This is a genomic window from Roseobacter sp. CCS2 (assembly GCF_000169435.1).
In the GTDB taxonomy this organism is placed as follows: domain Bacteria; phylum Pseudomonadota; class Alphaproteobacteria; order Rhodobacterales; family Rhodobacteraceae; genus Yoonia.
The window spans coordinates 178,851-204,924 of record NZ_AAYB01000003.1 but is presented as its reverse complement, the minus strand read 5'-3'; the positions used below and the strand labels follow the sequence as shown (position 1 = coordinate 204,924).

The 26,074-nt window shown below is 56.5% G+C and carries 24 protein-coding genes; 12 read left to right on the top strand and 12 right to left on the bottom strand.

Translation table 11 applies throughout. The features are described from left to right. The first annotated feature begins 111 nt into the window (after window positions 1–111). From RCCS2_RS12225 to lexA, 7 genes are all read left to right on the top strand, one after another. Entirely contained in the window at window positions 112–693 is a 582-nt protein-coding gene (locus tag RCCS2_RS12225; protein WP_037294086.1) for an anthranilate synthase component II, read from the top strand. Further along, window positions 690–1,706: an anthranilate phosphoribosyltransferase gene (gene trpD, locus RCCS2_RS12220; protein WP_008234635.1), complete on the top strand. Its 1,017-nt coding sequence runs from the start codon at window positions 690–692 to the stop codon at window positions 1,704–1,706. The genes RCCS2_RS12225 and trpD overlap by 4 nt, the downstream gene beginning before the upstream one ends. After that, window positions 1,706–2,347: a uracil-DNA glycosylase gene (locus RCCS2_RS12215; protein ID WP_008234633.1), complete on the top strand. Its 642-nt coding sequence runs from the start codon at window positions 1,706–1,708 to the stop codon at window positions 2,345–2,347. The genes trpD and RCCS2_RS12215 overlap by 1 nt, the downstream gene beginning before the upstream one ends. After that, a complete protein-coding gene (trpC, locus tag RCCS2_RS12210; RefSeq protein WP_008234631.1) occupies window positions 2,344–3,150 on the top strand; it encodes an indole-3-glycerol phosphate synthase TrpC in 807 nt (268 codons plus the stop codon). Before RCCS2_RS12215 ends, trpC begins: the two co-directional genes overlap by 4 nt. Next, a complete protein-coding gene (moaC, locus tag RCCS2_RS12205) occupies window positions 3,150–3,626 on the top strand; it encodes a cyclic pyranopterin monophosphate synthase MoaC (protein ID WP_008234628.1) in 477 nt (158 codons plus the stop codon). The genes trpC and moaC overlap by 1 nt, the downstream gene beginning before the upstream one ends. Next, on the top strand, window positions 3,623–4,795 hold the full coding sequence (locus RCCS2_RS12200) for a molybdopterin molybdotransferase MoeA (protein WP_008234626.1): 1,173 nt from the start codon (window positions 3,623–3,625) through the stop codon (window positions 4,793–4,795). Before moaC ends, RCCS2_RS12200 begins: the two co-directional genes overlap by 4 nt. Window positions 4,796–4,891: 96 nt before the next feature. Next, window positions 4,892–5,578: a transcriptional repressor LexA gene (gene lexA, locus RCCS2_RS12195; RefSeq protein ID WP_008234625.1), complete on the top strand. Its 687-nt coding sequence runs from the start codon at window positions 4,892–4,894 to the stop codon at window positions 5,576–5,578. On the opposite strand, the gene RCCS2_RS12190 is transcribed toward lexA, so the two are convergent. Beyond that, window positions 5,572–7,734: a ComEC/Rec2 family competence protein gene (locus RCCS2_RS12190; RefSeq protein WP_008234624.1), complete on the bottom strand. Its 2,163-nt coding sequence runs from the start codon at window positions 7,732–7,734 to the stop codon at window positions 5,572–5,574. The two genes, lexA and RCCS2_RS12190, sit on opposite strands and share 7 nt — an antisense overlap. Before the next feature lie 50 nt (window positions 7,735–7,784). Here RCCS2_RS12190 and gltX point away from each other — a divergent pair, with 50 nt between their 5' ends. From gltX to RCCS2_RS12175, 3 genes are all read left to right on the top strand, one after another. Beyond that, window positions 7,785–9,179 (top strand): glutamate--tRNA ligase, encoded by a 1,395-nt coding sequence (gene gltX, locus RCCS2_RS12185; protein ID WP_008234623.1) that lies wholly within the window; start codon window positions 7,785–7,787, stop codon window positions 9,177–9,179. Between the two features lie 92 nt (window positions 9,180–9,271). Then, window positions 9,272–10,567 (top strand): citrate synthase, encoded by a 1,296-nt coding sequence (locus RCCS2_RS12180; RefSeq protein WP_008234622.1) that lies wholly within the window; start codon window positions 9,272–9,274, stop codon window positions 10,565–10,567. A 36-nt stretch (window positions 10,568–10,603) separates the two neighbouring features. Then, on the top strand, window positions 10,604–11,101 hold the full coding sequence (locus tag RCCS2_RS12175; RefSeq protein ID WP_008234621.1) for a GNAT family N-acetyltransferase: 498 nt from the start codon (window positions 10,604–10,606) through the stop codon (window positions 11,099–11,101). On the opposite strand, the gene RCCS2_RS12170 is transcribed toward RCCS2_RS12175, so the two are convergent. From RCCS2_RS12170 to RCCS2_RS12120, 11 genes are all read right to left on the bottom strand, one after another. Then, complete coding sequence (locus tag RCCS2_RS12170) at window positions 11,086–11,862, bottom strand: enoyl-CoA hydratase-related protein (RefSeq protein WP_008234620.1); 777 nt, start codon at window positions 11,860–11,862, stop codon at window positions 11,086–11,088. The two genes, RCCS2_RS12175 and RCCS2_RS12170, sit on opposite strands and share 16 nt — an antisense overlap. Window positions 11,863–11,921: 59 nt before the next feature. Continuing rightward, a complete protein-coding gene (locus RCCS2_RS12165; RefSeq protein ID WP_008234619.1) occupies window positions 11,922–12,371 on the bottom strand; it encodes a cytochrome c-type biogenesis protein in 450 nt (149 codons plus the stop codon). Further along, window positions 12,368–14,344: a heme lyase CcmF/NrfE family subunit gene (locus RCCS2_RS12160; protein WP_008234618.1), complete on the bottom strand. Its 1,977-nt coding sequence runs from the start codon at window positions 14,342–14,344 to the stop codon at window positions 12,368–12,370. Before RCCS2_RS12160 ends, RCCS2_RS12165 begins: the two co-directional genes overlap by 4 nt. 76 nt (window positions 14,345–14,420) lie before the next feature. Continuing rightward, a complete protein-coding gene (locus RCCS2_RS12155) occupies window positions 14,421–14,624 on the bottom strand; it encodes a tRNA pseudouridine synthase B (protein ID WP_008234617.1) in 204 nt (67 codons plus the stop codon). Next, window positions 14,614–15,114 (bottom strand): holin family protein, encoded by a 501-nt coding sequence (locus RCCS2_RS12150; RefSeq protein WP_008234616.1) that lies wholly within the window; start codon window positions 15,112–15,114, stop codon window positions 14,614–14,616. Before RCCS2_RS12150 ends, RCCS2_RS12155 begins: the two co-directional genes overlap by 11 nt. Next, on the bottom strand, window positions 15,105–15,716 hold the full coding sequence (locus RCCS2_RS12145; protein WP_037294169.1) for a holin-associated N-acetylmuramidase: 612 nt from the start codon (window positions 15,714–15,716) through the stop codon (window positions 15,105–15,107). The genes RCCS2_RS12150 and RCCS2_RS12145 overlap by 10 nt, the downstream gene beginning before the upstream one ends. 45 nt (window positions 15,717–15,761) lie before the next feature. Continuing rightward, window positions 15,762–16,232, bottom strand: coding sequence for a cytochrome c maturation protein CcmE (gene ccmE, locus RCCS2_RS12140; RefSeq protein ID WP_008234614.1), 471 nt, complete (start codon window positions 16,230–16,232; stop codon window positions 15,762–15,764). Further along, entirely contained in the window at window positions 16,229–17,257 is a 1,029-nt protein-coding gene (argC, locus tag RCCS2_RS12135) for an N-acetyl-gamma-glutamyl-phosphate reductase (RefSeq protein ID WP_008234612.1), read from the bottom strand. Before argC ends, ccmE begins: the two co-directional genes overlap by 4 nt. A gap of 36 nt (window positions 17,258–17,293) precedes the next feature. Beyond that, window positions 17,294–18,106, bottom strand: coding sequence for a glutamate racemase (gene murI, locus RCCS2_RS12130; RefSeq protein ID WP_008234609.1), 813 nt, complete (start codon window positions 18,104–18,106; stop codon window positions 17,294–17,296). Further along, window positions 18,084–19,007, bottom strand: coding sequence for a lysophospholipid acyltransferase family protein (locus tag RCCS2_RS12125; protein ID WP_232204268.1), 924 nt, complete (start codon window positions 19,005–19,007; stop codon window positions 18,084–18,086). Before RCCS2_RS12125 ends, murI begins: the two co-directional genes overlap by 23 nt. Window positions 19,008–19,064: 57 nt before the next feature. Next, window positions 19,065–22,481, bottom strand: a complete 3,417-nt coding sequence (locus RCCS2_RS12120) for an indolepyruvate ferredoxin oxidoreductase family protein (RefSeq protein WP_008234605.1) — start codon at window positions 22,479–22,481, stop codon at window positions 19,065–19,067. Between the two features lie 159 nt (window positions 22,482–22,640). Here RCCS2_RS12120 and RCCS2_RS12115 point away from each other — a divergent pair, with 159 nt between their 5' ends. Both RCCS2_RS12115 and purL read left to right on the top strand, forming a co-directional pair. Further along, complete coding sequence (locus tag RCCS2_RS12115; RefSeq protein ID WP_008234602.1) at window positions 22,641–23,546, top strand: LysR family transcriptional regulator; 906 nt, start codon at window positions 22,641–22,643, stop codon at window positions 23,544–23,546. A gap of 350 nt (window positions 23,547–23,896) precedes the next feature. Beyond that, window positions 23,897–26,056 (top strand): phosphoribosylformylglycinamidine synthase subunit PurL, encoded by a 2,160-nt coding sequence (gene purL, locus RCCS2_RS12110; RefSeq protein ID WP_008234600.1) that lies wholly within the window; start codon window positions 23,897–23,899, stop codon window positions 26,054–26,056. Window positions 26,057–26,074: the final 18 nt, after the last annotated feature.

Below are 26,074 nucleotides of genomic sequence, written 5' to 3'. Positions count from 1 at the left end.
TTTCTTCGACCTTGACGCCACCTTGCGTCCCGGCCCATGTATGGCGGGCTTATACCGCTCTCTTGGTGGGATGCGGTAGCCCTTTTTTTGCCACTTGCGCGGGAAATCACCATGCTGCTTTTAATCGATAACTATGACAGCTTTACCTATAACCTTGTGCATTATCTGGGCGAATTGGGTGCAGACGTCGTGGTCAGGCGCAATGATGCGCTGAATGTCCAAGACGCAATGGCCATGCGCCCCGACGCGATCATGTTGTCACCGGGGCCCTGCGACCCCTCACAGGCGGGTATCTGTCTGGCATTGGTGCAAGCCGCGGCTGAAACGAAACTGCCGCTGATGGGTGTCTGTTTGGGCCATCAGGCCATTGGTGAAGCTTTCGGCGGCAATGTCGTGCGCTGTCATGAAATTGTCCATGGCAAGATGGGCGCGATGCAGCACACCGGCAAAGGGTTGTTTGCAGGTCTGCCCAGCCCGTTTGACGCAACCCGTTACCATTCACTGATCGTCGAGCGTGAAACGCTGCCAGACTGCCTGGAAATCACCGGTGAGCTGGAAGATGGCACCATTATGGGTCTGCAACACCGCGAACTGCCGATACATGGCGTGCAATTCCACCCTGAAAGCATTCGGTCGGAACATGGCCATCAGTTGCTACAGAATTTCCTCAAGATGACAAAGGTGCCCGCATGAGCGACGCGATGAAACCCCTGATCTTTGCAGCCTCTGAAGGCCCGTTGTCGCGCGCCCAAGCGGAGCAGGCCTTTGGGTATTTGTTCGATGGGGCTGCCACCCCTGCCCAAATGGGTGGTTTCCTGATGGCATTGCGGGCACGCGGCGAATCTGTAGCTGAATATGCCGCCGCCGCCGCCGTGATGCGCGCCCATTGCGTGCCAGTCAAAGCGCCCGCCGGCGCGATGGATATCGTCGGTACCGGCGGAGATGGCAAACACACGCTCAATATCTCGACCGCCACCGCCTTTGTTGTCGCGGGTGCAGGCGTTCCTGTCGCCAAACACGGCAACCGCAATCTGTCATCCAAATCCGGCACCGCTGATGTGCAAGCTGCACTGGGCATCAACGTGATGGTTGGACCAGAAGTGGTCGAGAAAGCGATTGCAGAAGCAGGCATCGGGTTCATGATGGCCCCGATGCATCATCCGGCGATGAAGCATGTTGGCCCGGTCCGGATTGAATTAGGATCAAAAACGATCTTTAACATATTGGGACCATTGACTAATCCTGCTGGCGTAAAGCGTCAGCTAACAGGGGCTTTTGCCCCAGACCTGATCTTCCCCATGGCAGAAACGCTGCAACAGCTTGGCACTGAAAAAGCATGGTTGGTCCATGGCAGCGATGGCACGGATGAGATCACGGTTTGCGGTCCGACAGCCGTCGCCGTGCTTGAGAATGACAAGATCATTTCGCGCGAAATCCACCCCGAGGACGCAGGTCTGCCTGAACATAATTTTCGCGACATCCTTGGTGGGACACCGGACGAAAACGCCACTGCCATGTCTGCCCTGCTGGATGGCGCCCAAGGGGCGTACCGCGATGCTGTTCTTCTGAACGCGGCGGCGGCTTTGGTGGTTGCTGACAAGGTAGATGATCTTAAGGGCGGTGCCGAAATGGCACGCGCCAGCATCGACAGCGGGAAAGCAAAACAAGCTGTCGCAGCACTTGCCCGCATCACATCCGCAGTCTGATGTTTGATGTCTCAGGATTGGGCGACTGGGCGGATTTGCCGTTCTTCGCCAAGGATTTGCCACGGATCGCAAGCGACATGTCCAGCGATATCCTCCCACCGCCGTCACTGACCTTTGCGGCCTTGGTACGCACCCAACCGCATGCGACGCGCGTCGTGATCCTTGGCCAAGATCCCTATCATACGCCGGGTAAAGCGGATGGTCTTGCCTTTTCCATCCCCGCGAATTTTGGTGGCAGGCTCGATAGTCTTGGCAATATTTTCAAAGAGATTGAAACCGATATCGGCCAAAGACGTACCCGGACAGCCCTGCAGGATTGGGCAGATCAAGGCGTCCTGCTGCTGAACACCGCACTGACCGTGCCGCCGGGCCAACCGAAAGCACATGCCAAACTTGGTTGGTCCACGCTGGTGCAGCAGGTGCTGGAACACCTTAACGACCGCCCCCGCGCCTTTATCCTATGGGGTGGCCCGGCGCAGGGTTATGCCAAACATTTGGCAGCGCATCATCTGGTGCTCGCGTCTGCCCACCCATCCCCGCTGTCGGCCCATCGTGGGTTTTTCGGATCGCGCCCATTTTCAAAGGTGGACCAGTGGCTTATTGATCAAGGCCAAGAGCCAATCAACTGGGCGGACCCATGAGCGATATTCTGGAAAAGATCAAAACCTACAAGCTGGAAGAGGTCGCAAGCCGCAAAGCTGCCGTTCCACTGGACGAGGTCGAAGCCCGCGCGACAGCGGCACCACCGCCCCGTGGTTTTGCAGCAAAGCTCGCTGACGCCGCGCGTGAAGGCTATGGTCTGATCGCCGAGATCAAGAAGGCCAGCCCATCCAAGGGTCTGATCCGCGCCGATTTTGACCCGCCCGCCTTGGCCGAAGCATATGCCGAAGGTGGTGCCACCTGCCTGTCCGTGCTTACCGACGGCCCATCGTTTCAGGGCGACGACAGTTATCTGACCGCCGCCCGCTCTGCCGTTGATTTGCCGGCCCTGCGCAAAGATTTCATGTATGACACCTATCAAGTGGCCGAAGCTCGCGCGCTGCATGCCGATTGCATCCTGATCATCATGGCCAGCGTCAGTGACGCGCAAGCGCAAGAGCTTGAAGATGCCGCCATGTCATGGGGCATGGATGTGTTGATCGAGGTGCATGATGCCGCAGAGCTTGAACGCGCAACAGCGCTGCAATCACCGCTGATGGGGATCAACAACCGCAATCTGAAAACCTTTGACACCACGTTGGACACCACCCGCACCCTATCCAAACTGGTGCCCGCCGACCGCATGATTGTCTGTGAAAGTGGGCTGAACACGCCCGAGGAACTGGCCGATATGGCCCGCTACGGCGCGCGCACCTTCCTGATCGGTGAAAGCCTGATGCGGCAGGACGATGTCGCCGCCGCCACGCGCACCCTTTTGGCAAACCCTGCCACAGGGATGATGTGATGGCGGGCCTTTCGCATTTCGACAGTGACGGTAAGGCGTATATGGTCGATGTCTCTGACAAGCCCGTTACAGCGCGCACGGCAATCGCCGAAGGGGCCGTCACGATGACAGTGGAAACGCTGGCCCTGATCACCGAAGGCCGCGCCGACAAAGGCGACGTTCTGGGTATTGCGCGGATTGCAGGCATTATGGGGGCCAAGAAGACCGCCGGATTAATCCCCCTTTGTCATCCGCTGCCTGTCACCAAAGTTGCGCTGGACCTGACACCAGACGAAACGCTGCCCGGCATCCGCATCACCGCCACAGTCAAAACCGGCGGTCAAACCGGGGTTGAGATGGAAGCCCTGACTGCCGTCAGCATCGCCGCCCTGACCGTGTACGACATGGTCAAAGCCGTGCAAAAAGATATGGAAATCGGCGCTATTCGCCTGACCTTCAAGGATGGCGGCAAATCTGGTCGGTTCGAGAACCCATGATCACTGTTGCAGAGGCGTTGGATCAGCTTTTCGCTCTCGTCTCACCGCTTGAGACCGAAGATGTCCCCCTCACTCAGGCCAATGGCCGGGTTCTGGCGCGCGATGTCACCGCAACCCGCAACCAGCCCCCATTCGCCGCATCAGCGATGGATGGCTACGCGGTGAACGCGCAGACCATCAAAGCGGGCCAGACCTTTGGCGTGATTGGCGAAGCAGCAGCTGGCCACAAATGGTCCGGCACGGTCGGCCCATCGCAAGCCGTGCGTATCTTCACTGGCGCACCCCTGCCCGATGGCACCGACTATGTGATCATTCAGGAAAACGTCACCCGCGAAGGTGATGTGATCACGCTGGACGACAGCACCAACGACAAACCGCATGTGCGCCCCGCTGGTGCCGATTTCAAAACCGGCGACACTATCAAGGCCCCGCGCCTGCTTTCACCCGCTGATATCGCCTTGCTTGCCGCCATGAATATCGCAGCCGTTCCTGTCACCCGCCGCCCCGTCATTGCGATCATCGCAACAGGGGATGAATTGGTGCAGCCGGGCGAAACCCCGGCAGATGATCAGATTATCGCGTCAAACAGTTATGGGCTTGCCGCCCTTGTGCAATCGCTGGGCGCAGAGGCGCGCCTGCTGCCAATTGCCCGTGACACCAAACCGTCACTGGATCTTGCCTTCGATCTGGCGGCTGACGCTGATCTGATCGTTACGATTGGTGGCGCATCCGTCGGCGACCATGATCTTGTGGGCGACGTCGCACAGTCCAAAGGCATGGACCGGTCGTTCTACAAAGTTGCCATGCGTCCAGGCAAACCTTTGATGGCCGGGCGTATGGGCAATGCGGCAATGATTGGTCTTCCCGGTAACCCGGTCTCAGCCATGGTTTGTGGGCATATCTTTCTGGCCCCTGTGATCCGCAAGTTGCTGGGGCTTGGCACTGCTGCTGCCCTGCGTGAAACCTTAACACTGGCGCAGGACGCCCCAGAAAACGGCCCGCGCGAACACTATATGCGCGCCAGAATAGACGCCGATGGCGTCACGATCTTTGACCGTCAAGACAGTGCCCTGCTTACTGTTTTTGCACAGGCAAACTGCCTCGCCGTGCGCCCGGTCAATGATCCGGCACGCAAGACAGGGGACCCGATCGAAATCATCCGCCTTTGACTGTCTGCGGCCCGTCACCCCAAAACAACGCCACCAGTTGACACAAAACAAGAACATGCATAGAACATATGCAAAACGTGACAACGGAGCAGTCTTATGTTGACCAAAAAGCAACTCGACCTGTTGGAGTTCATCCACAAGCGCGTCCAGCGTGATGGCGTCCCCCCCAGCTTTGACGAGATGAAAGAAGCGCTTGATCTGCGATCCAAGTCTGGCATCCACCGTCTGATTACAGCGTTAGAGGAACGTGGCTTTATCCGCCGCCTTGCCCATCGTGCGCGGGCGCTTGAGATCGTAAAGCTGCCCGATGCGATGCAAGCAAAGACCGGGTTCACCCCGCGGGTCATTGATGGCGATAAACCTGACAGCACGCCTGTTGCGGCCATCCCCGTCGACAACGGATCTGTTGATCTGCCGATGATGGGCCGGATCGCCGCCGGTGTCCCGATTGAAGCGATTAGTGAAGCATCCCGCAATGTGTCGGTGCCGCAATCTATGGTGGGTGCCGGTGATCACTATGCCCTTGAAGTCAAAGGCGATTCGATGATCGACGCCGGGATCAACGATGGTGATGTTGTCGTGATCCGCGAAACAACAGTTGCCGATAACGGTGATATCGTTGTGGCGTTGGTCGAAGGACATGAGGCAACGTTGAAACGCTTCCGTCGGAATGGCAGCGCAATTGCATTGGAGGCCGCAAACCCAGCCTATGAAACGCGTGTTTTCCGCGATGATCAGGTCAAGGTTCAGGGGCGTTTGGTCGGCTTGATCCGCACCTATTGATCTGGCTGATTTTGTGTAAGAAGGGTCGCGTCAGCGGCCCTTTTTCTTTGATCAAAGGACAGACGCATAGGATCAGGGATATCGCCTTGGCGGCTGTTCCACGGGCGTTGACCAGACACGTGGTGGGCCGTTTCAATCAATAAATCCCCATTTGCCGCGATATTCAGTGCCAATGCCCCGGTATTTCGAAAGCGCGCCACGTCATAGACCAGACAAGGCCGCGCACCCGCATCAACCTGATTGCTGATCAGCACATCGGCCCCATCGCATCCGACAAGATCAGCAAGGGCCGTCTTGCCAGAAACTTGCAGCACTCGCCAGTCACCCAGATCAGCCGCAATCACGCGCCCTTGCACGCGTAACCCATCGCGCGATGCAGCCTGCACTTGCGGTACGGGGGCCCCGTCGTTTTCCAGCCAAATCCCAGCAACAAATCCATTGCCGGTTGGTTTGGACAGGATCCGCCCCTCTGCGCCAGACAGGCCAATCAACGATCCGCTATCCGCGATTAGCAGTGCGGGCCGCTCGGTCTGATGCCAAAGCACGCCAGCACAGATGACAGCCAGCGCACCAGCAATTTTGCCACGACCGGCCACCAAAACGATCCATAGCAACCCCAAGGACAGGATCGGCAAGACATACCAGTCAGGCGCCCAGACATGGCCCAAAGCCCCCTCTCGCGCGGACACAGTCGCGGCCACAAAAAGGATCCAACGCAGCCCAATTTCCATCAGCCACAGACCGATGCTCCATAACCCGAATGGCGCCAAACACACCGCGAGGACTGCCGCAGGCATGACAAGCACACCCATCAGCGGCACGCTCAAGACATTGGCGATCAACCCGTAATGGGCGATTTGATTGAAATGTGCCGCCGCAAAGGGGGCTGTCGCCAGTCCTGCGATGAAGGACGACAGAACAACCGACAAAATGGCCCGCGACCAGCGCGGCCAGCGCGAAAAATCAAACCGCCTGAGCGCACCAAAGACAGCCACAAGCGCTGTGGTCGCCGCAAATGACATCTGAAACCCCGGTCCGATCAACGCCTCGGGCTGCCACAACAAAACGAGGATTGCTGCCATCGCAACGGCGCGTAAAGTCAACGCCCTGCGTCCCAGCAGCACTGCCACAAACATCACAGCCACCATGATATAGGCGCGTTCCGTGGACACACTGCCCCCGGACAATGCCAGATAGAACGCACCGACACATAAGGCGCAAATCGCCGCGATCTTTTTGGTCGGCCAACGCAGTGCCACACCGGGGATCAACGCCAATCCGTAGCGCACAAAGGCAAAAATAAACCCGGTCAGCAATCCCATGTGCAGCCCGGAAATCGCCAACAGATGGGCAAGATTGGATGTACGCAAATCGGTTAACGTCGCCTGCCCAATGGCCGACCGATCCCCCGTCATAATCGCGGCAGCAAAGGCCCCCGGCTCACCCGGCATCGCCTTTTGCACCGCTTGCGAAATCGCCATCCGCATCGCAAAAAGGCGGGTCCCGATGTCGGGGTCATTTGGTACGCTGAGCCGCAGAACCGGGGTGCGGGTGTACCCAACCGCGCCCAACTGTAGAAACCAGGCATGGCGCTGGAAATCAAAGCCGCCCGGTTCGGCCGGTCCTGCCGGTGGCGAAAGATGCCCGGTCAGGATCAGAACATCACCCGGCGTAAAACTTTGCAAAGGCTGATCACCGTGCAAGGACACCCGCACCCGGCCGGGCGTCCGATCCGGGGCCATCCGCGCCAGCACCACGCGGTCCAACGTCAGGCGCACCGCATCACTGGCAGAACGGTCGATATTGACCACCCTACCCTCAATCGGGCCATAATATCGAAAATTCAGGATCGGGGCTTCAACTGCCGTAACCCTGTACTTGGCAACGGTGATACCTGCCAGAATCAATGCGACCGCAACAAGCAAAGGTGCAAATGCGGTCGGCAGCATGCGGGCACAAATCAATGCGACAAACACGCCAATGCCCATGCTGACCATGACAAGCAAATCAGGCTCTGACCCCAGGCTAAAATACGTACCAACACCGATACCCAGACACACCGGCACCCAGCCGATCAGCGACCCGCGTTGCGCCAGAAGTGCTGCTTCAACGGCTGCACGCACTTGTCCTTCACCCCGCAGTCTTCTATCCCACATCCAAGCCGGAACCCTACCGGAAAGCTGGTTAGCGAAAGGTTAATAAACCCATGTCCGTCGTCACACGTTTCGCCCCGTCGCCCACTGGTGCATTGCACATTGGTGGCGCACGCACAGCCCTTTTTAACTGGCTTTATGCCCGCGGACGTGGCGGGAAGTTCCTGCTGCGGATTGAGGATACGGACAAGGCGCGCTCTACCGATGAAAACCGCCAAGCGATCTTGGATGGTCTGACATGGCTGGGTCTTGATTGGGATGGTGAACCGTCAAGCCAAGCCGCCAATGCGGATCGTCATGCACAGGTTGCAAACGAACTGCTTGCCAGTGGTCACGCCTATAAGTGTTTCAGCACGCAGGATGAAATCGAAGCTTTTCGTGAAAAAGCACGGGCAGAAAAGACCTCAACCTTGTTTCGTTCGCCCTGGCGCGACGTGGCGGATGCTGATCACCCTGACGCACCCTATGTGATCCGCATCAAAGCCCCGCGCGACGGCAAAACAACCTTGCATGATGAGGTGCAGGGCGATGTGACGTGGTCGAATGACCAACTAGACGACATGATCCTGCTACGCTCGGATGGAACACCCGTTTATATGCTGGCCGTTGTGGTAGATGATCACGACATGGGTGTGACCCATGTGATCCGAGGCGATGATCACCTTGCTAACGCGTTTCGCCAAAACCTGATTTATGACGCTATGGGCTGGGATAAACCAACGCTCGCGCATATTCCGCTGATTTTTGGCCCCGATGGTAAGAAGCTATCCAAACGCCATGGTGCCACAGGTGCGGCCGAATATCAGGCCTTGGGATACCCCGCCGCTGGCATGCGCAACTATCTGACCCGTCTGGGGTGGAGCCATGGGGATGATGAATTCTTCTCGGATGCGCAAGCACGGGAATGGTTTGATCTGGGTGGAATCGGCAAATCACCGGCGCGTTTTGATTTCAAAAAACTGGAAAATATTTGTGGCCAGCACATTGCGGCGGCTGACGATGCTGCACTGCTGCACGAATTACAGGGTTTCCTTGCGGCAACCGGGGCTGATCCTTTGACTGAAACACAAGCGGACGGAATGTTGAAGGCAATGTACTGCCTGAAAGAGCGCGCCAAGACCTTCCCGGAACTTATTGATAAGGCTTATTTTATTCTTACAAGCAGACCAATTGTACCGGAAGAAAAAGCCGCCGCGCATCTTACTGATGTATCCCGTGGTATACTGGCGGAATTGACGCCGCAGCTGCAAAATGCTAGCTGGTCCCGAGACATCCTAGAAGGGATCGTCGCATCCACTGCCGAAGCTCATGACATGAAACTAGGCAAGCTGGCCGGGCCTTTGCGTGCGGCACTTAGTGGACGCGCGGTTTCACCCAGTATGTTCGATATGATGTTGGTTCTGGGGCAGGATGAAACCATCGCCCGCCTACAGGATGCCGCCGACTGAAACCTATTTGTTACGAATAGCAGTTAACCGGACACCAACAAGAATGATGCCGCTGCGTTTTCACCAGACGCGGGACCGAGAGGGAAATACACATGGCCGAAAATACTGACACCGCAAAACTGACCATCAAAGGCAAGACTTACGATTTGCCAATGCACTCTCCTACCGGCGGTCCTGATGTCATTGACATCCGCAAGCTTTATGGACAGGCGGATGTATTCACATATGATCCCGGTTTTACGTCGACTGCCGCTTGCGATAGCACCATTACGTTTATTGATGGCGATAAGGGTGTTTTGCTGCACCGTGGCTATCCGATTGATCAATTGGCCGGCAAATCGCACTACCTCGAAGTATGTTATCTGCTGCTTTACGGTGAACTGCCGTCGGCCGAAAAGCTGGAAGAGTTCGAATCGCTGGTGACAAACCACACGATGATCCACGAACAGATGCATAATTTCTTTCGTGGTTTCCGCCGTGATGCACACCCGATGGCCACGATGGTTGGCGTTGTGGGCGCGATGTCTGCGTTCTATCACGACAGCACCGACATCAATGACCCGCACCAGCGCGAGGTCGCGACGATCCGTTTGATCGCCAAAATGCCGACCGTTGCGGCGATGGCTTATAAATACTCCATCGGGCAGCCATTCATCTACCCGCGCAACGACCTCGATTATGCGGCGAATTTCCTGCATATGTGTTTCTCGGTTCCGGCTGCGGAATACCACGTGAACCCGATCCTTGCCCGCGCCATGGACCGCATTTTCACGCTGCATGCGGATCACGAACAGAATGCCTCAACTTCAACCGTGCGTTTGGCGTCATCATCCGGGGCGAACCCGTTCGCTTGTATCGCTGCCGGGATCGCCTGTCTGTGGGGCCCTGCTCATGGTGGTGCGAACCAGGCCTGTCTTGAAATGCTCAAGGAAATTGGCACTGTTGATCGCATTCCTGAATTTATCGCCCGCGCCAAAGACAAAAACGACAGCTATCGTTTGATGGGCTTTGGCCACCGCGTTTACAAAAACTTCGATCCGCGTGCGACGGTGATGAAGGAAAGCGCGGATGAAGTGCTTGATCTGTTGGGTGTGGAAAACAACCCGATCCTGCAGGTCGCCAAAGAGCTTGAAAAACAAGCGCTGGCGGATCCGTATTTTGCAGAAAAGAAACTGTTCCCGAACGTGGACTTCTATTCCGGCATTATTCTAGAGGCGATGGGTTTCCCCACCTCAATGTTTACGCCGATCTTTGCACTGGCCCGCACCGTCGGTTGGATTTCGCAGTGGTCTGAACAGCTGGCGGATCCACAGTTGAAGATTGGCCGCCCGCGCCAGCTTTATCTGGGCGAGATGCAGCGCGATTATGTCGATATTGAAAAACGCTAAGAATGCAGGGCTGCCTTCGGGCGGCCCTTTTCATTCATGACCCTCAGAACCGAACGCCTGATCCTGCGTGCCGCCAAGCAAGGCGACCTGCTGGACCTTTTCGCGATTTTCAGTGATCCGCGCGCAATGCGCTATTGGTCGACAGCGGCGCATGAAAACCCTGAGCGGACGCAACAAAACCTTGATCGGCTGATCGCTTCGGCAGAACAGCAACTGACTTACTTTGTCATAGAAAAAGATGGCCGCGCCATTGGCACCGCTGGCATGCATAAAACCGATGAGGTCGGCTTTTTGTTGCATCCGGACTACTGGCGGCAAGGGATCGTGTCAGAGGCGATGAATGCCATCATCCCTTACCTGTTCGAAATCACTGATCATGCGCAACTGACCGCTGATGCTGATCCGCGCAATGAAGCCTCGGTGGGTATCCTAAAATTACTGGGGTTTCAGGAAACGCACCGGGCCGAAAAGACATTTTGCATCAATGGTGAATGGTCAGACAGCGTTTACTTTGCGCTTCAGCGCCCTTCGTAAACCGCCTTACGCTTTTCCAAAAACGCGACAACGCCTTCTTGGAAATCACGTGTTTTCCCGCAACGCCCTTGCAGTTTGGCCTCCAGCGCCAGTTGCTCATCCAATGAATTTTCGAACGATCCGCGGATCGCTTTCTTCAATTGGCGATAAGCGACCGTTGGCCCCTGTGCCAGATGCGCCGCACGGCCTTGAACATGCTCCAAAAATGTAGCCGCAGGCGCCGTTTCATAGATCATACCCCAGTCGCAGGCTTGCTGCGCGCTAATCTTATCAGCAAAGAGTGCTGCCCCCATCGCCTTGGCCGTACCCATTTGACGGGGCAACCAATAGGTGCCACCTGCATCCGGGATCAGGCCAATGCGTGTGAAAGCCTGAATGAAATAAGCTTCATCGGACGCAATCACCACATCCGCCGCCAAAGCAAGGTTCGCCCCTGCCCCCGCTGCTGGCCCGTTAACCGCAGAAATCGTCGGCACGCGGCAATCAAAGATCGCTTTCAGCATCGGCACATATTCGTCTCGCAGCGTTCGCTCTAGATCCAACGAAGCGGCACTGCCACCATCGCCCAGGTCCTGACCTGAACAGAACGCTTTGCCTGCACCTGTCAGCACAACAACCCGCGCATCCTGTTCCGCTGCTTTCATCGCATGCGTGATCTCAGCCCGCATTTGCGTATTCAGCGCATTCATCATGTCGGGGCGGTTCAGCGTGATCACCGCGACAGAGTTGCGAATGACAAGTGTGATGGCCTGATAGTCCATGCGCGGGATCCTTTGCAAAGTTTCCCCCAACTTAGTGAACTGATCAGTTTAGGAAAGCCCTACGAGGCGTCACGACCCAAGATTTTTTCCAATTCCGCTTTTTCAGCCTCTGACAGACCATCATCAACCGGGCGTCGCGCCCTGATCGTGGACCATCCGATGCCAAGGGCCATCAGCAACAGCGCCGGTGCGGCCAGCCAGAGGATCAGGTTTGCCCCACGTGCATCAGGGCGCAGCAGCACAAATTCACCATAACGGGACACCATAAAATCCAGTGCATCTTGGTCAGTGTCGCCTGCCACCATGCGTTCACGCAGCAAGATCCGCAGTTCTTGCGCCAAGGTCGCATTGCTTTCATCAATGCTTTCATTGCGGCAAACGGGGCACCGCAATTCCTGTGACAACGCCCGCGCGCGGTCTTCCAGCACCGGGTCATCCAGTATTTCATTGGGGTCCACAGCCCAAAGCGGTGACGCCAACAGCATCAGAATGATCACCAGCCGCTTCATTCTGCAGGCACAGCCTTGGGTGCGGTTTTCTTGGCAGAGGCTGCCCCAACCCGCAAGCGCCGGTCAGAGAGCGAGAAGCACCCGCCCAAGGCCATCAAAATCGCCCCGCCCCAAATCCAATTGGCAAAAGGTTTGAGGTAGATGCGCACGGCCCAACCGCCGTTCTGTTGTGGATCGCCAATAACCACATAAATATCGCGAACGACCCCGTTGATAATCGCAGCCTCTGTTGTGGGCATATTCGCCACCGGATAAAACCGCTTTTCAGGGTGCAGATCGCCCACTAACCGCTCACCACGGTAAACGGAAATATCAGCCATCGTCGTAAGGTAATTAGGACCTTCAAGCTGGTTCACGCCATTCAAGCTGAACTCAAACTGACCAACATTCCAACTGTCACCAATCTGCGCGACACGGATATCTTCTTGTTCCCACGCCAGCATCGCAGCGATCCCAAAGATCGTCACACCCATCCCGATATGCGCCGTTGCCTTGCCCCAATCCGCACGTGGCAAGCGTGTCATACGGCGCAACCTGTCGGTCAGGCTATCGCGCCCACTGCGCATCCACAGATCCGCAACTGCGCCACCCACAACCCAAACGCCAAGCGCGACACCAATCGGGCCAAGCGCGGAATTGCCGCTTTGAATGGCATAGGCCAGCGCCGCCAGTGCAATCGCAAGAACAAGCCACCCAATCAGCGACTTTGATGCGCGGCCCAACGTGCCACGCTTCCACGCAAGGATTGATCCAAGCGGCAAAGCAATCGCCAGTGCCACCATGAACGGCGTAAAGGCGGCGTCAAAGAACGGCGGGCCGACCGACAGTGTGCGGTCAAACAACAGTTCTGACACCAGCGGCCAGATGGTCCCGATAAACACGACAAAGCAGCTGACCGACAACAGGATATTGTTCAGGATCAGCGCGCTTTCCCGGCTGACGGTCGAAAAGACACCTTTTGATTCCATCGCACCTGCACGGAACGCAAACAACGTCAGTGCACCACCCAAGAAAACCGCGAGGATAATAAGGATCAGCATCCCCCGTTCGGGATCATTAGCGAAGGCGTGGACCGATGTCAGAACACCAGAACGCACGATGAACGCACCCAACAAAGAGAAGCCAAAAGCCATAATCGCCAAAAGGATCGTCCAGCTTTTCAACGCCTCTCGTTTTTCCACCACAATCGCGGAATGCAGCAACGCCGCTGCAATCAGCCATGGCATGAACGACGCGTTCTCAACCGGGTCCCAGAACCAGAAACCGCCCCAGCCCAGTTCATAGTAGGCCCACCAAGAGCCAAGTGCGATCCCGACAGTCAAAAACATCCACGCCGCCAAAGTCCAAGGACGCACCCAGCGGCCCCATGCAGCATCGACGCGCCCTTCAATGAGGGCGGCGATAGCGAATGAAAACGACATGCTCAGACCGACATAGCCGAGATAGAGGAACGGGGGATGGAAGGCCAAACCGGGATCTTGCAACAACGGGTTCAGGTCACGCCCGTTCAATGGCGGCACTTCAAGGCGCAGGAAAGGGTTGGATGTGAACAAGACAAAGGCAAAGAACGCCACCGCAATCGACGCCTGCACCGACAGCACACGCGCGCGCAAACGCGCTGGCAGCCCATCGCCAAACCAGGCGGCACAGGCCCCGAACAACGTCAGGATCACCATCCACAGCAGCATGGACCCTTCGTGGTTCCCCCAGACACCGGTGATCTTATAGATCATCGGCTTGTCAGTGTGGGAATTGAGGTAGACCAATTGCAGCGAGAAATCAGATGTCACAAACGCCCATGTCAGCACCGCAAAGGAAAACGCGGTCAGTATGAACTGCACCGTCGCTGCTGGTTCGGCCATTGCCATCCAGCCTGCATTGCCACGGTGCGCACCGATCATGGGTACGATCATCTGGATGATGGCAATGCCAAAAGCCAGAATCAAAGCGAAGTGTCCAAGTTCTATCAACATAAGGGCTTACATAGCCCATTCAGCAGGCAGGCAACATCCCTGACCGCTCACATCTGCGGTACATTTTGGCGCACCCTTACAGCGCCAAACCACCCTGCATGGCGTATGTGACACCCGCCATCAAAAGCCCGCCAATCACCAGTCGAACAAGCCATTTCAGCGTGTCCTCAATCGCACTCAGCCTTGTCGCCACATTGGCGCGATGCACATCGTCAACCGCATTGCGCATCTCAAGCGCAATGATACGACGTTCAAGCTGTTCGCGGCCCTCAGTCTGCATTGTCGGCCTGCCAGTCTTGCAAAGCAGGGTTGGATGATGTGGGTTTTGGTTTTGCGGTGTTGGCTTGGCCAGCGGCCAAACTCATGGCGATAGACCGTTGAAATTCCTGCGATTTCACCTGGTGGCGCGCGCCAAAGTAAAAACTGACAATCGCCCCCATCAACCACCAAAGCGGCTCTGGCACAAGCGCGAGCCCTTGCATACCTTCGCTGAATTGCGCGGGGCGCTGCATCGCCATAACAAAAAGCCAGATCGTGCCCAACGCCAGCGCAGGCCGCGGTAAGCGGTTCAACCCATCCACAATCCGGTCAAATACGCCACGGCGCGGATGTACAAACTCTGCCGCGAACTGCGCGAGACTATCAGACCGGGCTGACGCCGCACGCACTGCACCGTTTTCTGCATTTTCGCGAAATACCTCGGCCGTTTCTGTCACGACATTGCGCCCGTCGCCAAACAGAAACGTCATCAACCCTGATATCAAACCCATTGCGACACCCGCGCGTTATGCTGCGCCTCGGTCAGGTGATAGCGGTCAGACACAAACGCCTCGGCGCGTTTGATCCAGCCGCCTTTTCCACCATCGCGACGGCGGGCATATTTCCGGCTGGCCGGGCGACGGGCCGCCAGATCGTAATAGTAATTGCGCCGGGCAATCCCGTAAGCATCGACAAGGTGGTCAGGTGCGGCCTCCATAGCCTGCTTTGTGGCGGCAATCGTTTTTGGACCAATCACACCATCAACAGCGATAGCAATCCGCATGTCACCCAGCAAACGCTGCAAAATTTTCACCGCCTGCGCGCCAGCATTCACATACATGTCAAAAACCGTGGCATGCAAAGGTGCCGGCAACCGATCAATCCGCGGGCCGCGAAAGTAATGTTCAATAAAGATGGATATCGCATGCGCCCGCGACAGCACCCGCACGTCATTGTCATCGACTACGCCGTCCTTGGTCAGATCAAGACCCAAGCGGCGCATGGTGTGTATCGTCACACCGTATTTTGTCGCCCCGCCGGGATCGTCGGGGTCATTCACATAGCCACCTTCACGGGCGACAATATCTTGGGCGATTTGTGTCACAGTCTGCATCTTTGCCCCTTCCATAAGGTCGGGACAAAAACTGCTGCCTAAAGGTTAATTGGTGACGATAGCACCGTCCGGATCGACATAAAGTCCCTGATCCTTCAACGCATCAATCACCTCGGACGGCATATAGGTTTCGTCATGTTTGGCAAGAATTTCAACAGCTTCAAAGCGACCGTTGATGTAATTACCTTGCGCAACCATGCCCTGACCTTCCTCAAACAGATCAGGCAGGATACCTGTGTAAACCACAGGCACCACAGCGCCACCATCGGTCACGGAAAAGCTGACCTGCTCACCCTGACCACGCACGATCGACCCATCAGCGACCAAACCGCCGATGCGAAAACGCTCATTTGGCGGGGGCGGCATTTCGGCCACTTCCGATGGTGATCTAAAGAACTGAAAACTATCATCCGGCAAGAACCACAACAGCACCAGAACCAGCGCAATACTAATCCCCGCCATAGACATCACTTGAATGCGACGGCGCTTTTTCAGGCTTTTCAAACCACCCGTCATGGGAACACCGGCGCCAACATCAGGCCCTCTGTTTCAGGCAAATCCAGCATCAGGTTTGCATTCTGTAACGCCTGCCCTGACGACCCTTTGGTCAGATTGTCCAGCGCCGCAATCACAATTGCCCGCCCCGGCACGCGGTCCGCGACCACGCCGATATGGCAAAAGTTCGATGCCCGGATATGTTTGATCGACGGATGTTGTCCCATCGGCAGTACCTCGATAAACGGCTCATCCGCATAAGCTGCGGTCAACACATCATATATAGCAGTCGGATCACCTTGGACATAGGTGGTTGCCAAAATGCCGCGGTTGGCGGGGATCAGATGTGGCGTGAACTGCACATGCACAGGCCGTCCAGCGATTGCGCTGAACTCCTGATCAAACTCACCCAAATGCCGATGGGTGCCACCAACGGCATAGCCATGGGCCCCTTCTGACAATTCCGCGTGCAACAGGTTTTCTTTCAGGCTGCGTCCGGCGCCGGATACAGCGCATTTTAGATCAATGATGATCTGATCCAAATCGATCACACCTGCTGCGATCAGCGGACGAAGCGCATATTGCCCCGTCGCGGCATTGCAACCCGTGCCAGCCACCAGACGCGCGCCCTTGATTTGGTCACGATAAAACTCGGTCAGGCCATACACCGCCTCGGCCTGCAATTCAGTTGCCGCATGACCTTTGCCATACCACTTTGCATAATCGGCCGGGTCACGCAGCCGAAAATCTGCTGACAGATCAATGATCTTAAGCGTTTTCGGCAGTTTTGAGATAACGGATTGCGACGTGGCATGCGGTAGCGCACAAAACACCAGATCGGCGGTACTCAGGTCCATCTCTTCAATCGTGGTAAGAACCGGCAGGTCCAGATGGCGCAAATGTGGAAACACATCCGCCATGGCCATACCGGCCTTGGCGTTCCCTGAAAGCCCCACAATGTGCAGGCTGGGGTGTGTTGCAATCAGGCGCACGAGTTCAGCGCCAGTGTAACCAGAAGCGCCAAGAATGGCGACGTTATAGGTCATGAAGATATCCCTTGGGATGAGTGGTCGAAATTGGGTTCAGGCGGCGTCAAAGGTAATTTGTCGTCGCAAAAACTGGGTCGCGCGACTAGACACCTGCGCAGGATCGCCAGTGGTCAGGAACGCGGAATCTGTGCCCGGTCCAACCATTTCGGGCCGCCGTTCCAAATAATCGGCAAGGCTTTCAGCCACCAATTCAGCCTGGCTAAAGACCTTCACGTGCGCACCGAGGGCCTTTTGAAACTCTTTTGCCATCAGCGGATAATGCGTACAGCCCAAAATAGCCGCGTCAGGTTCGGGCATCTTGCGTTTCAGCGCATCCACATGGCTGCTGACCAAAGCTTCAGCCAAAATCATATCGCCCTCTTCGATGGCATCCACGACACCACCGCAGGCCTGCGCCTCAACATCCACGCCAATAGCGCGAAACGCCAATTCGCGCTGAAACGCGCGGCTGGATACGGTCGCAGGCGTTGCAAACAGCGCCACATGCTTGGTGTCCACTTCACGCGGGGGCGAATTATCGCCCCACTGCCGTTCGGTCAGCGCCTCGATCAGCGGCACAAATACACCCAGCACACGTTTGCCATCAGGCACCCAAGCCTCCTGCATCCGGCGCAAGGCGGCGGCAGAGGCTGTGTTGCAAGCCAAAATCACCAGATCACAGCCTGCATCAAACAGCCGCTGCGTAGATTTGGTGGTCAGGTCATAAATATCATCGGGTGTCCGCACACCATAAGGTGCATGCGCACTGTCACCCATGTAAACCAAGGGGACGTCAGGCAAACGCTTCGCCACGGCGTCCAGCACGGTAAGGCCACCTAGCCCGCTATCGAATATGCCCACTGCCATTGCGTGCCTTGTACTTTTCTTCAAACTCATGACCCAGATGGGTTGGGTCCATCGGGCTCGTGCTCAACTCATACGTGGCTTTGCGCAGGAAATCCATGCACCCTTTGGGGTCTTTTTTGAATTGGGCCAGCATGTCGGCAGGGATTGGTTCACCGACAACAACGCGGACCGGTTTGTTGATCCTCACCTTGAATTCGCGGATGAACATGCCGGTGCGCAAGGTGCTGTGTAAATGGCTGGCCAGTTGGAACAACCGGCTGTTGTGACCTTCAAAAAAGACCGGCACGACAGTCGCACCCGATTTGGCAATCATTTTGGCCGTGAAGGTGCGCCAGCTGGGATCCATCGGTTTCGAAAACGGGGTCGCCGACGTCGACACAGTGCCGCCCGGAAAAATCCCAATCGCACCACCGGAATTGAGGTAGGCAATTGCCGCGCGACGCGTTTCAAGGTTCAACGTCGCCGCTTCCTTCGTGTCATCAAAGGAAATCGGCAGAATGATCCGCTCTAAATCGGCAGCACGGCGAAAGATGCGATGCGCCAGCACGCGAAAATCACCCTGACGCCGCTCAGACAGGATGCGCCCCATCATCAGCCCATCTAGAATGCCATACGGATGGTTTGAGACGACAATCAGCGGGCCGTCCGTTGGAATATTGTCAAGCGTACCGCCCACGACAGCCAGGCTGACACCATAGCGTGCGGTCATCACTTTCCAAAAATCTGCACCAGCGGCGACTTCTGCGTCATAGCCACGCGCCTTACGGATCAGGCGCAAGCGGCCCGTTGTATTCTCAATAATACGAATAACAGCCCGCCCGCTGCGTCTTTTGGCAGCAGAAGCATAGGTAATATCGCGTGCCACTTGGCGTTCGGTTGCGGGCATAAGCAGCTCTTGCATCGTCAATGATTGGTGTTGCTTATCATGTCCTCGCAACAATCCCATGACATAGAAACGTTACTCAGCGGCCTGTTGCATCGGCGCGGCACGCAACACCGCCAGCAGCTCTTCACGTCGCTTGGCCGCTTTGCGCGCATTGGCCTCTTTTACGGGACCAAACCCGCGTATCTCGCGTGGTAACGCGGCCAGGGCGATCGCCGCATCGCGCGTGTCCGGGCGCACTATACGCAAGACTTCAGCCATATCAGCTTCATACTCTTTGATAAGCGCGCGTTCCATCCGCCTTTCAGCCGTCCGCCCAAACGGATCAAATGGGGTGCCACGCAGCCATTTCAGTTTGGCCAGCTTGGGGAACGCAGACGCCATCCGTGCGCCGTATTCTTTCTTGGCGGGTCGTCCATCCGGGCCGGTTTTGGTCAGCATTGGCGGCGCGAGGTGATACGTCAATTTCAGATCACCATCAAATTCAGCTTGCGCTTTTTCTTTTGTTTGCGTCAGCAAACGCGCCACTTCGTATTCGTCCTTGTAAGCCAGTAATTTGTGATACCCCAGCGCCACAGCTTCGCGAAACGGTGTGTCCTGCACCTGATCAACCAGTTTACGATAGCGTTTGGCAAGCCGTTTGCCCTGATAGTCCACCAAATGGGCCTCGCGAAATGCGATTTTTTCATCAAGGGATTTGGGCAGCGCAACAACATTCGGCTTAAGCAGGGCACCGGCCTCTTCGGGGTGTAGATAGGCCCAGCGTCCCAACTCAAACGCACGGATATTCCGGTTCACGGCAGCACCATTCAGTTCAACTGCACGCAAGATCGCTTCGTAACTCACTGGGACTGCACCCATTTGCCAGACAGCGCCAAAGATCATCATATTGGAATAGATGCTGTCACCCAACAGCGCTTTCGCCAAATCAGAGGCATCAAACATCGCCAGCCCATCAGACAGTCGCGCCTCAAGCGACACTTTCAAATCGTCAGCGGGCAGTCTGAATTCAGTATCACGGGTAAAATCGCCTGTAATAATCTCATGGCTGTTCACCACGCCCTTTGTGCGTCCGGTTTTCATCAGACCCAGGGTCTTTGCACCGGCAGACACCACCAGATCGCCCCCGATCAGCGCGTCACATTCACCGGTTGCCACACGGATCGCACTGATATCGTCTGGCGTTTGCCCAATGCGGCAATGAATATGCACAGCGCCACCTTTTTGGGCCAGCCCCGCCATTTCCATCATACCGGCACCTTTGCCGTCGATATGCGCAGCCATAGCCAGCACAGCGCCGATGGTGACAACACCTGTGCCGCCCACGCCGGTAATCACCACGTTATGCGTGCCCTGAATGGCGGGCAGATCAGGATCTGGCAGATCAGGCAATTCCACTTCCGCCGTCGCCTCTTTACGGATTTGCGCGCCCTCAACCGTTACAAAAGATGGGCAGAAGCCTTTTACGCAGGAAAAATCTTTGTTGCAGGATGACTGATCAATCGCGCGCTTGCGCCCTAATTCAGTCTCTACCGGCACAATGGACACACAATTTGACTGCACACCGCAATCGCCGCAGCCTTCACAGATATCAGTATTGATAAAGACACGCTTATCCGGGTCAGGAAACTGCCCGCGCTTGCGGCGACGCCGCTTTTCGGCAGCACAGGTCTGCACATAAACAATGACAGACACACCTTTGTATTTGCTGAACTTCTCTTGCACCACGGGCATGTCCGCGCGTTCGTGCACGTCCAACCCTTTGGGAAAAAGCCCAAGGTCCACATCCTCTTTTTCATCATAAACCAGCGCGATGTTCTGCACGCCCATCGCCTGCACTTCGCGACAAATCTGATCGGCGGTCAGCCCGCCATCATTGCCCTGCCCACCGGTCATGGCGACTGCATCATTATAGAGGATCTTGTAGGTAATATTGGTTCCCGCCATCAGCGCAAAGCGTATCGCCTGCACGCCCGAATGGTTGTATGTGCCATCCCCAAGGTTCTGGAACACGTGATCGCGCGTGGAAAACGGGGCCTCGCCAACCCAGTTTGCCCCTTCACCGCCCATTTGGGTAAAGCCAACGGTGTCGCGGTCCATCCATTGCACCATGTAGTGACAGCCAATGCCCGCATAAGCGCGCGCGCCTTCGGGTACTTTGGTCGATGAATTATGCGGACAGCCCGAACAGAAGTAAGGCAAACGCTGCGCCAGTTCTGGCGCGTTATCGGCCCGCCGCGTTTCAACCAAGGCCGCAAGCCCTGCCTTCACACCGTCAGAGTCACAACCCTCTTCCACCAGAATACCGCCCAGTTTCTCAGCGACCACAATCGGATTGATATCCGCCTTGGTCTGAAACACCTCTTCGCGGCGACCTTCGGAATGTTCATCGCCCTTGTGCCAGCCATAAACACGGCGGCCTTTCCGGTCGTCAAAGATCGCTTCTTTAACCTGAACCTCGATCAGCTTACGCTTTTCTTCGACCACAACAATCAGGTCGAGCCCTTCGGCCCATTCATGAAATGACGCCATATCCAGCGGCCAGACCTGGCCCACCTTATAAGTGGTGACCCCCAGCCGCTCTGCCTCGGCCTCATCAATGTTCAACAATGACAGCGCATGTTGCAAATCCAGCCAGTTCTTACCGGCGGCCACAAAACCGATCTTGGCCCCCGGTTTCCCCCATTTGCGCTGATCCATCTTGTTGGCCCGGCTAAACGCCTCAGCGGCAAAGCGTTTATGGTCAATCATCCGCGCTTCTTGCAATTGCGGGGTATCGACCAGACGAATGTTCAAACCATTCTCTGGCATTGGGAAATCCGGGCGCACAAAAGACATGCGATCCGGGTCGCCATCAACGACGGACGTTACTTCAATCGTGTCTTTCATGGTCTTCAGGCCAACCCAGACACCGGCAAAGCGCGACAATTCCCAAGCATAAAGCCCGTAATCAAGGATTTCCTGTACACCAGCAGGGGATACAATCGGCATATAGGCGTCAATCATCGCCCAATCAGATTGGTGCAAAGTGGTAGAACTTTCGCCCGTATGATCATCGCCCATCGCCATAATCACCCCACCATTGGGGGATGTACCGGCCATATTGGCATGGCGCATCACATCGCCAGAACGGTCCACACCGGGGCCTTTGCCATACCACAGCCCAAAGACGCCATCGTGCTTGCCTTCACCACGCAATTCGGCCTGTTGGCTGCCCCATAGGGCGGTCGCGGCAAGATCTTCGTTCAATCCGGGCTGGAATGTAATTTGCGCAGGCTCAAGCACATCTTTGGCCCGCGTCATCTGCATATCCACAGCGCCAAGGGGTGATCCGCGATAGCCTGTGACGTAACCGGCGGTATTCAGCCCGGCGGCCTCGTCGCGCGCCCGCTGCATCAGCATCAGGCGGACCAACGCCTGCGTCCCGTTCAACAAAATCTGATGTTTCGTCAGGTCATACCTGTCATTGAGGGACACATCCTGATGGCTCATCTCGCACCTCCCTGCGCGTCAAATCCGTCAAAACAAGTATAGGTCAAAAATGCTGACCTACAAAGCAGAAAATATTTGCCAACGGTGTTTGCATCACCCCGCAGTCTGCGCGTAATGTTCGGCCAAAGATAGCGATAACAACTTTGGCGGCTGGGCGAAATGGACTGGGACAAGCTAAGAATATTTCACGCCGTCGCTGACGCAGGGTCGCTGACACACGCGGGCGATACGCTGCATTTGTCGCAATCAGCGGTCAGCAGGCAAATTCGGGCGCTGGAAGAATCACTGAATACGACCCTTTTCCACCGACATGCCCGCGGGTTGATCCTGACCGAACAGGGTGAGTTGCTGTTTGATGCGACCAAGAGCATGAACAAGCGACTTGAAGCGGCCTCGGCCCGTATTCGCGACAGCGAAGAGGAAGTCTTTGGCGAACTGCGTGTCACGACCACAACCGGTTTTGGCACCCTTTGGCTGGCGCCACGTCTGCCAAAACTTTACGAGCTTTACCCCGACCTCAAAATCGACCTGATGCTCGAAGAACGCGTGCTCGACCTGCCCATGCGCGAAGCGGACGTCGCCATTCGCATGAAAGAACCCTCGCAAGCCGATCTGATCCGTAAACGCCTGATGTCGGTGCGGATGCGGCTTTATGCAACGCAGTCCTATTTGGAAGAAAACGGAACGCCTGCTGAACTGTCAGACATGTCCAATCACCGTCTGATCGGTCAAAGCCTGAATTCCATTCAGGTAGCCGCAGGTGCGACACTGCTTCAACATCTGATGACCGCCGACATTCCAAACACCTTTACCGTGAACAACTATTTCGGCGTGCTGCAAGGGGTTCTCAACAACATCGGTATCGGCGTTTTGCCCGATTACGTCACCGAAGACTTCCCTGATCTGGTGCGCGTCCTGCCTGATTTGGAAAGCGGTGAAGTCCCCGTCTTCCTCGCCTACCCCGAAGAACTGCGCCAGTCCAAGCGGATCAGCGCATTCCGTGATTTTGTGCAGGATGAAATCTTCGCGCACCGGCGCAAAATGCGTGAAACGGCAGCGGGCTAAGCACCTCATTTCATTGCATTAAGCGGGCGCGCTCCTCAGCCATGCACAGGGCACATAGCGGCTTTGCGTATTTTCCATCCGATTTTTTCTTGAATGGTCAAAAAACGCACCCTATCTCATCTCTTGAAGGCAATGATGCTTAAACGCTCATCACCTTCACCTCCCTGTTGGACTAGGCCGGGCTTCGTGCCCGGCATTTTTTTATGACAGACTGCGCGCCGCGTCTCACATCTTTCCCAGTCTCCTTAAATAGTCCGCCAGAAGCATCAGTGCCTGCATCTGAACACCTCCCTTTCCCTCTCACGCGCAACCCCGTAAAACACGCGCGACTCGCAGCACCGGGGGACAAGATGCAAGAGCCAGCCATCACCGAAGACCTGATCGCAGCCCATGGGCTTTCGCCTGACGAATACCAGCGCATTCTTGACATCATCGGACGCGAACCCAGCTTCACCGAACTCGGCATCTTCTCGGCGATGTGGAACGAACATTGTTCTTACAAATCCTCCAAGAAGTGGCTCCGCACCCTGCCGACCGAAGGCCCCCAAGTTATCTGCGGCCCCGGCGAAAACGCAGGCGTAGTCGACATTGGCGATGGCCAAGCCGTGGTTTTCAAAATGGAAAGCCACAACCACCCCAGCTATATTGAGCCCTACCAAGGGGCGGCAACTGGCGTCGGTGGCATCCTGCGCGATGTCTTTACCATGGGCGCACGCCCGATTGCGGCCATGAACTCGCTTTCCTTTGGTGAGCCCTCACACCCCAAAACCCGTCAACTCGTCAACGGCGTCGTCGCTGGTGTCGGCGGCTACGGCAATTGCTTTGGCGTGCCCACAGTCGGCGGCGAAGTCCGTTTTGACCCGGCCTACAACGGTAACTGCCTTGTGAACGCTTTCGCCGCTGGCTTGGCCGACGCTGACAAAATCTTCTATTCTGCCGCCTCCGGCGTTGGCATGCCTGTCGTCTACCTTGGCGCAAAAACAGGCCGCGACGGTGTTGGTGGTGCCACCATGGCGTCGGCCGAATTCGACGATACCATTGAAGAAAAGCGCCCGACGGTCCAAGTCGGCGACCCATTCACCGAAAAGCGCCTGATGGAAGCCACACTGGAATTGATGGCCACAGGTGCCGTGATCTCTATTCAGGATATGGGTGCCGCCGGCCTCACCTGCTCTGCCGTGGAAATGGGCGACAAAGGCGGGTTGGGCGTCAAACTCAACCTCAACGCCGTTCCGCAGCGCGAAGACAATATGACCGCCTATGAGATGATGTTGTCAGAAAGCCAAGAACGCATGCTCATGGTCCTGAAGCCGGAGCTTGAGGCGGAAGCCCGCGCGGTGTTCGAAAAATGGGACCTCGACTTTGCCATCGTGGGTGAAACCATCGTCGAAGACCGCTTTCTTGTCGAACACAACGGCGAGGTCATGGCCGATCTGCCACTCGCCACCCTCTCCGGCTCCGCCCCCGAATACGACCGGCCATGGGAACCAACCCCAGCCCCCGAACCATTGGACGAGATCACTGGCGTGCACCCTATCGACGGGTTGAAAGCCCTGATCAACAGCCCCAACTACGCGGGCAAGCAGTGGGTCTATGAACAATACGACCAACAGGTCATGGGCGACACGGCCCGCACCCCCGGCGCAGGATCAGGCATCGTGCGGGTGCATGACACGGACAAATCACTGGCCTTCACCAGCGACGTGACCCCGCGGTATGTGAAAGCCAACCCTGTTGAGGGCGGCAAGCAAGCCGTGGCTGAAGCCTACCGCAACCTCACCGCCGTCGGTGCAACCCCGCTGGCCACAACCGACAACATGAACTTCGGCAACCCCGAAAAACCGCGCATCATGGGGCAATTCGTTGGCGCGATCCAAGGGATCGGCGAAGCGGTCAAAGCGCTGGATATGCCCATCGTGTCCGGCAACGTCTCGCTCTATAATGAAACTGACGGCAAAGGCATCTTGCCCACGCCCACAATCGGGGCTGTCGGCATCATCAACCATCCTGATCACATGATCACGGGTGAAATCCGCGAAGGCCACCTACTGCTGCTCTTGGGCGAAACCACCGGCCACCTCGGCCAATCCGCCTTGCTGGCCGAAGTCTACGACCGCGCCGAAGGCGACGCGCCACCGGTCGATCTGGCAGCCGAAAAAGCGCACGGCGATTTCATCCGCGCGAACCACGCCTACATCAAAGCCTGCACCGACCTCTCCGATGGCGGCCTTGCCCTTGCCGCGTTTGAGATGGCGGAAACAGCAGGTGTCGGCATCGCACTCGACATTGAAGACACGCCAACACTCTTTGGCGAAGATCAGGCACGCTATCTGATCGCCTGCAACTTTGACCAGGCCGAAGCACTGATGATCGCGGCAAACCAAACCGGCGTCACCCTTACCACAGTCGGAAAAGTCGGCGGTGACCAGATCACCTTCGGCAGCCAAAGCGCACCCCTTTCAGAACTTAGCGAAACCTTCCGCACGGCCTTTGAAAACGCTGTCGCCTGATGATCATCTTGCTTTAAA

What these genes read in the sequence shown, in the direction of transcription:
- RCCS2_RS12225 (WP_037294086.1), top strand. Translation starts at nt 112, where the DNA reads ATGCTGCTTTTAATCGATAACTATGACAGCTTTACCTATAACCTTGTG.
- trpD (WP_008234635.1), top strand. Translation starts at nt 690, where the DNA reads ATGAGCGACGCGATGAAACCCCTGATCTTTGCAGCCTCTGAAGGCCCG.
- RCCS2_RS12215 (WP_008234633.1), top strand. Translation starts at nt 1,706, where the DNA reads ATGTTTGATGTCTCAGGATTGGGCGACTGGGCGGATTTGCCGTTCTTC.
- trpC (WP_008234631.1), top strand. Translation starts at nt 2,344, where the DNA reads ATGAGCGATATTCTGGAAAAGATCAAAACCTACAAGCTGGAAGAGGTC.
- moaC (WP_008234628.1), top strand. Translation starts at nt 3,150, where the DNA reads ATGGCGGGCCTTTCGCATTTCGACAGTGACGGTAAGGCGTATATGGTC.
- RCCS2_RS12200 (WP_008234626.1), top strand. Translation starts at nt 3,623, where the DNA reads ATGATCACTGTTGCAGAGGCGTTGGATCAGCTTTTCGCTCTCGTCTCA.
- lexA (WP_008234625.1), top strand. Translation starts at nt 4,892, where the DNA reads ATGTTGACCAAAAAGCAACTCGACCTGTTGGAGTTCATCCACAAGCGC.
- RCCS2_RS12190 (WP_008234624.1), bottom strand. Translation starts at nt 7,734, where the DNA reads ATGTGGGATAGAAGACTGCGGGGTGAAGGACAAGTGCGTGCAGCCGTT.
- gltX (WP_008234623.1), top strand. Translation starts at nt 7,785, where the DNA reads ATGTCCGTCGTCACACGTTTCGCCCCGTCGCCCACTGGTGCATTGCAC.
- RCCS2_RS12180 (WP_008234622.1), top strand. Translation starts at nt 9,272, where the DNA reads ATGGCCGAAAATACTGACACCGCAAAACTGACCATCAAAGGCAAGACT.
- RCCS2_RS12175 (WP_008234621.1), top strand. Translation starts at nt 10,604, where the DNA reads ATGACCCTCAGAACCGAACGCCTGATCCTGCGTGCCGCCAAGCAAGGC.
- RCCS2_RS12170 (WP_008234620.1), bottom strand. Translation starts at nt 11,862, where the DNA reads ATGGACTATCAGGCCATCACACTTGTCATTCGCAACTCTGTCGCGGTG.
- RCCS2_RS12165 (WP_008234619.1), bottom strand. Translation starts at nt 12,371, where the DNA reads ATGAAGCGGCTGGTGATCATTCTGATGCTGTTGGCGTCACCGCTTTGG.
- RCCS2_RS12160 (WP_008234618.1), bottom strand. Translation starts at nt 14,344, where the DNA reads ATGTTGATAGAACTTGGACACTTCGCTTTGATTCTGGCTTTTGGCATT.
- RCCS2_RS12155 (WP_008234617.1), bottom strand. Translation starts at nt 14,624, where the DNA reads ATGCAGACTGAGGGCCGCGAACAGCTTGAACGTCGTATCATTGCGCTT.
- RCCS2_RS12150 (WP_008234616.1), bottom strand. Translation starts at nt 15,114, where the DNA reads ATGGGTTTGATATCAGGGTTGATGACGTTTCTGTTTGGCGACGGGCGC.
- RCCS2_RS12145 (WP_037294169.1), bottom strand. Translation starts at nt 15,716, where the DNA reads ATGCAGACTGTGACACAAATCGCCCAAGATATTGTCGCCCGTGAAGGT.
- ccmE (WP_008234614.1), bottom strand. Translation starts at nt 16,232, where the DNA reads ATGACGGGTGGTTTGAAAAGCCTGAAAAAGCGCCGTCGCATTCAAGTG.
- argC (WP_008234612.1), bottom strand. Translation starts at nt 17,257, where the DNA reads ATGACCTATAACGTCGCCATTCTTGGCGCTTCTGGTTACACTGGCGCT.
- murI (WP_008234609.1), bottom strand. Translation starts at nt 18,106, where the DNA reads ATGGCAGTGGGCATATTCGATAGCGGGCTAGGTGGCCTTACCGTGCTG.
- RCCS2_RS12125 (WP_232204268.1), bottom strand. Translation starts at nt 19,007, where the DNA reads ATGCAAGAGCTGCTTATGCCCGCAACCGAACGCCAAGTGGCACGCGAT.
- RCCS2_RS12120 (WP_008234605.1), bottom strand. Translation starts at nt 22,481, where the DNA reads ATGAGCCATCAGGATGTGTCCCTCAATGACAGGTATGACCTGACGAAA.
- RCCS2_RS12115 (WP_008234602.1), top strand. Translation starts at nt 22,641, where the DNA reads ATGGACTGGGACAAGCTAAGAATATTTCACGCCGTCGCTGACGCAGGG.
- purL (WP_008234600.1), top strand. Translation starts at nt 23,897, where the DNA reads ATGCAAGAGCCAGCCATCACCGAAGACCTGATCGCAGCCCATGGGCTT.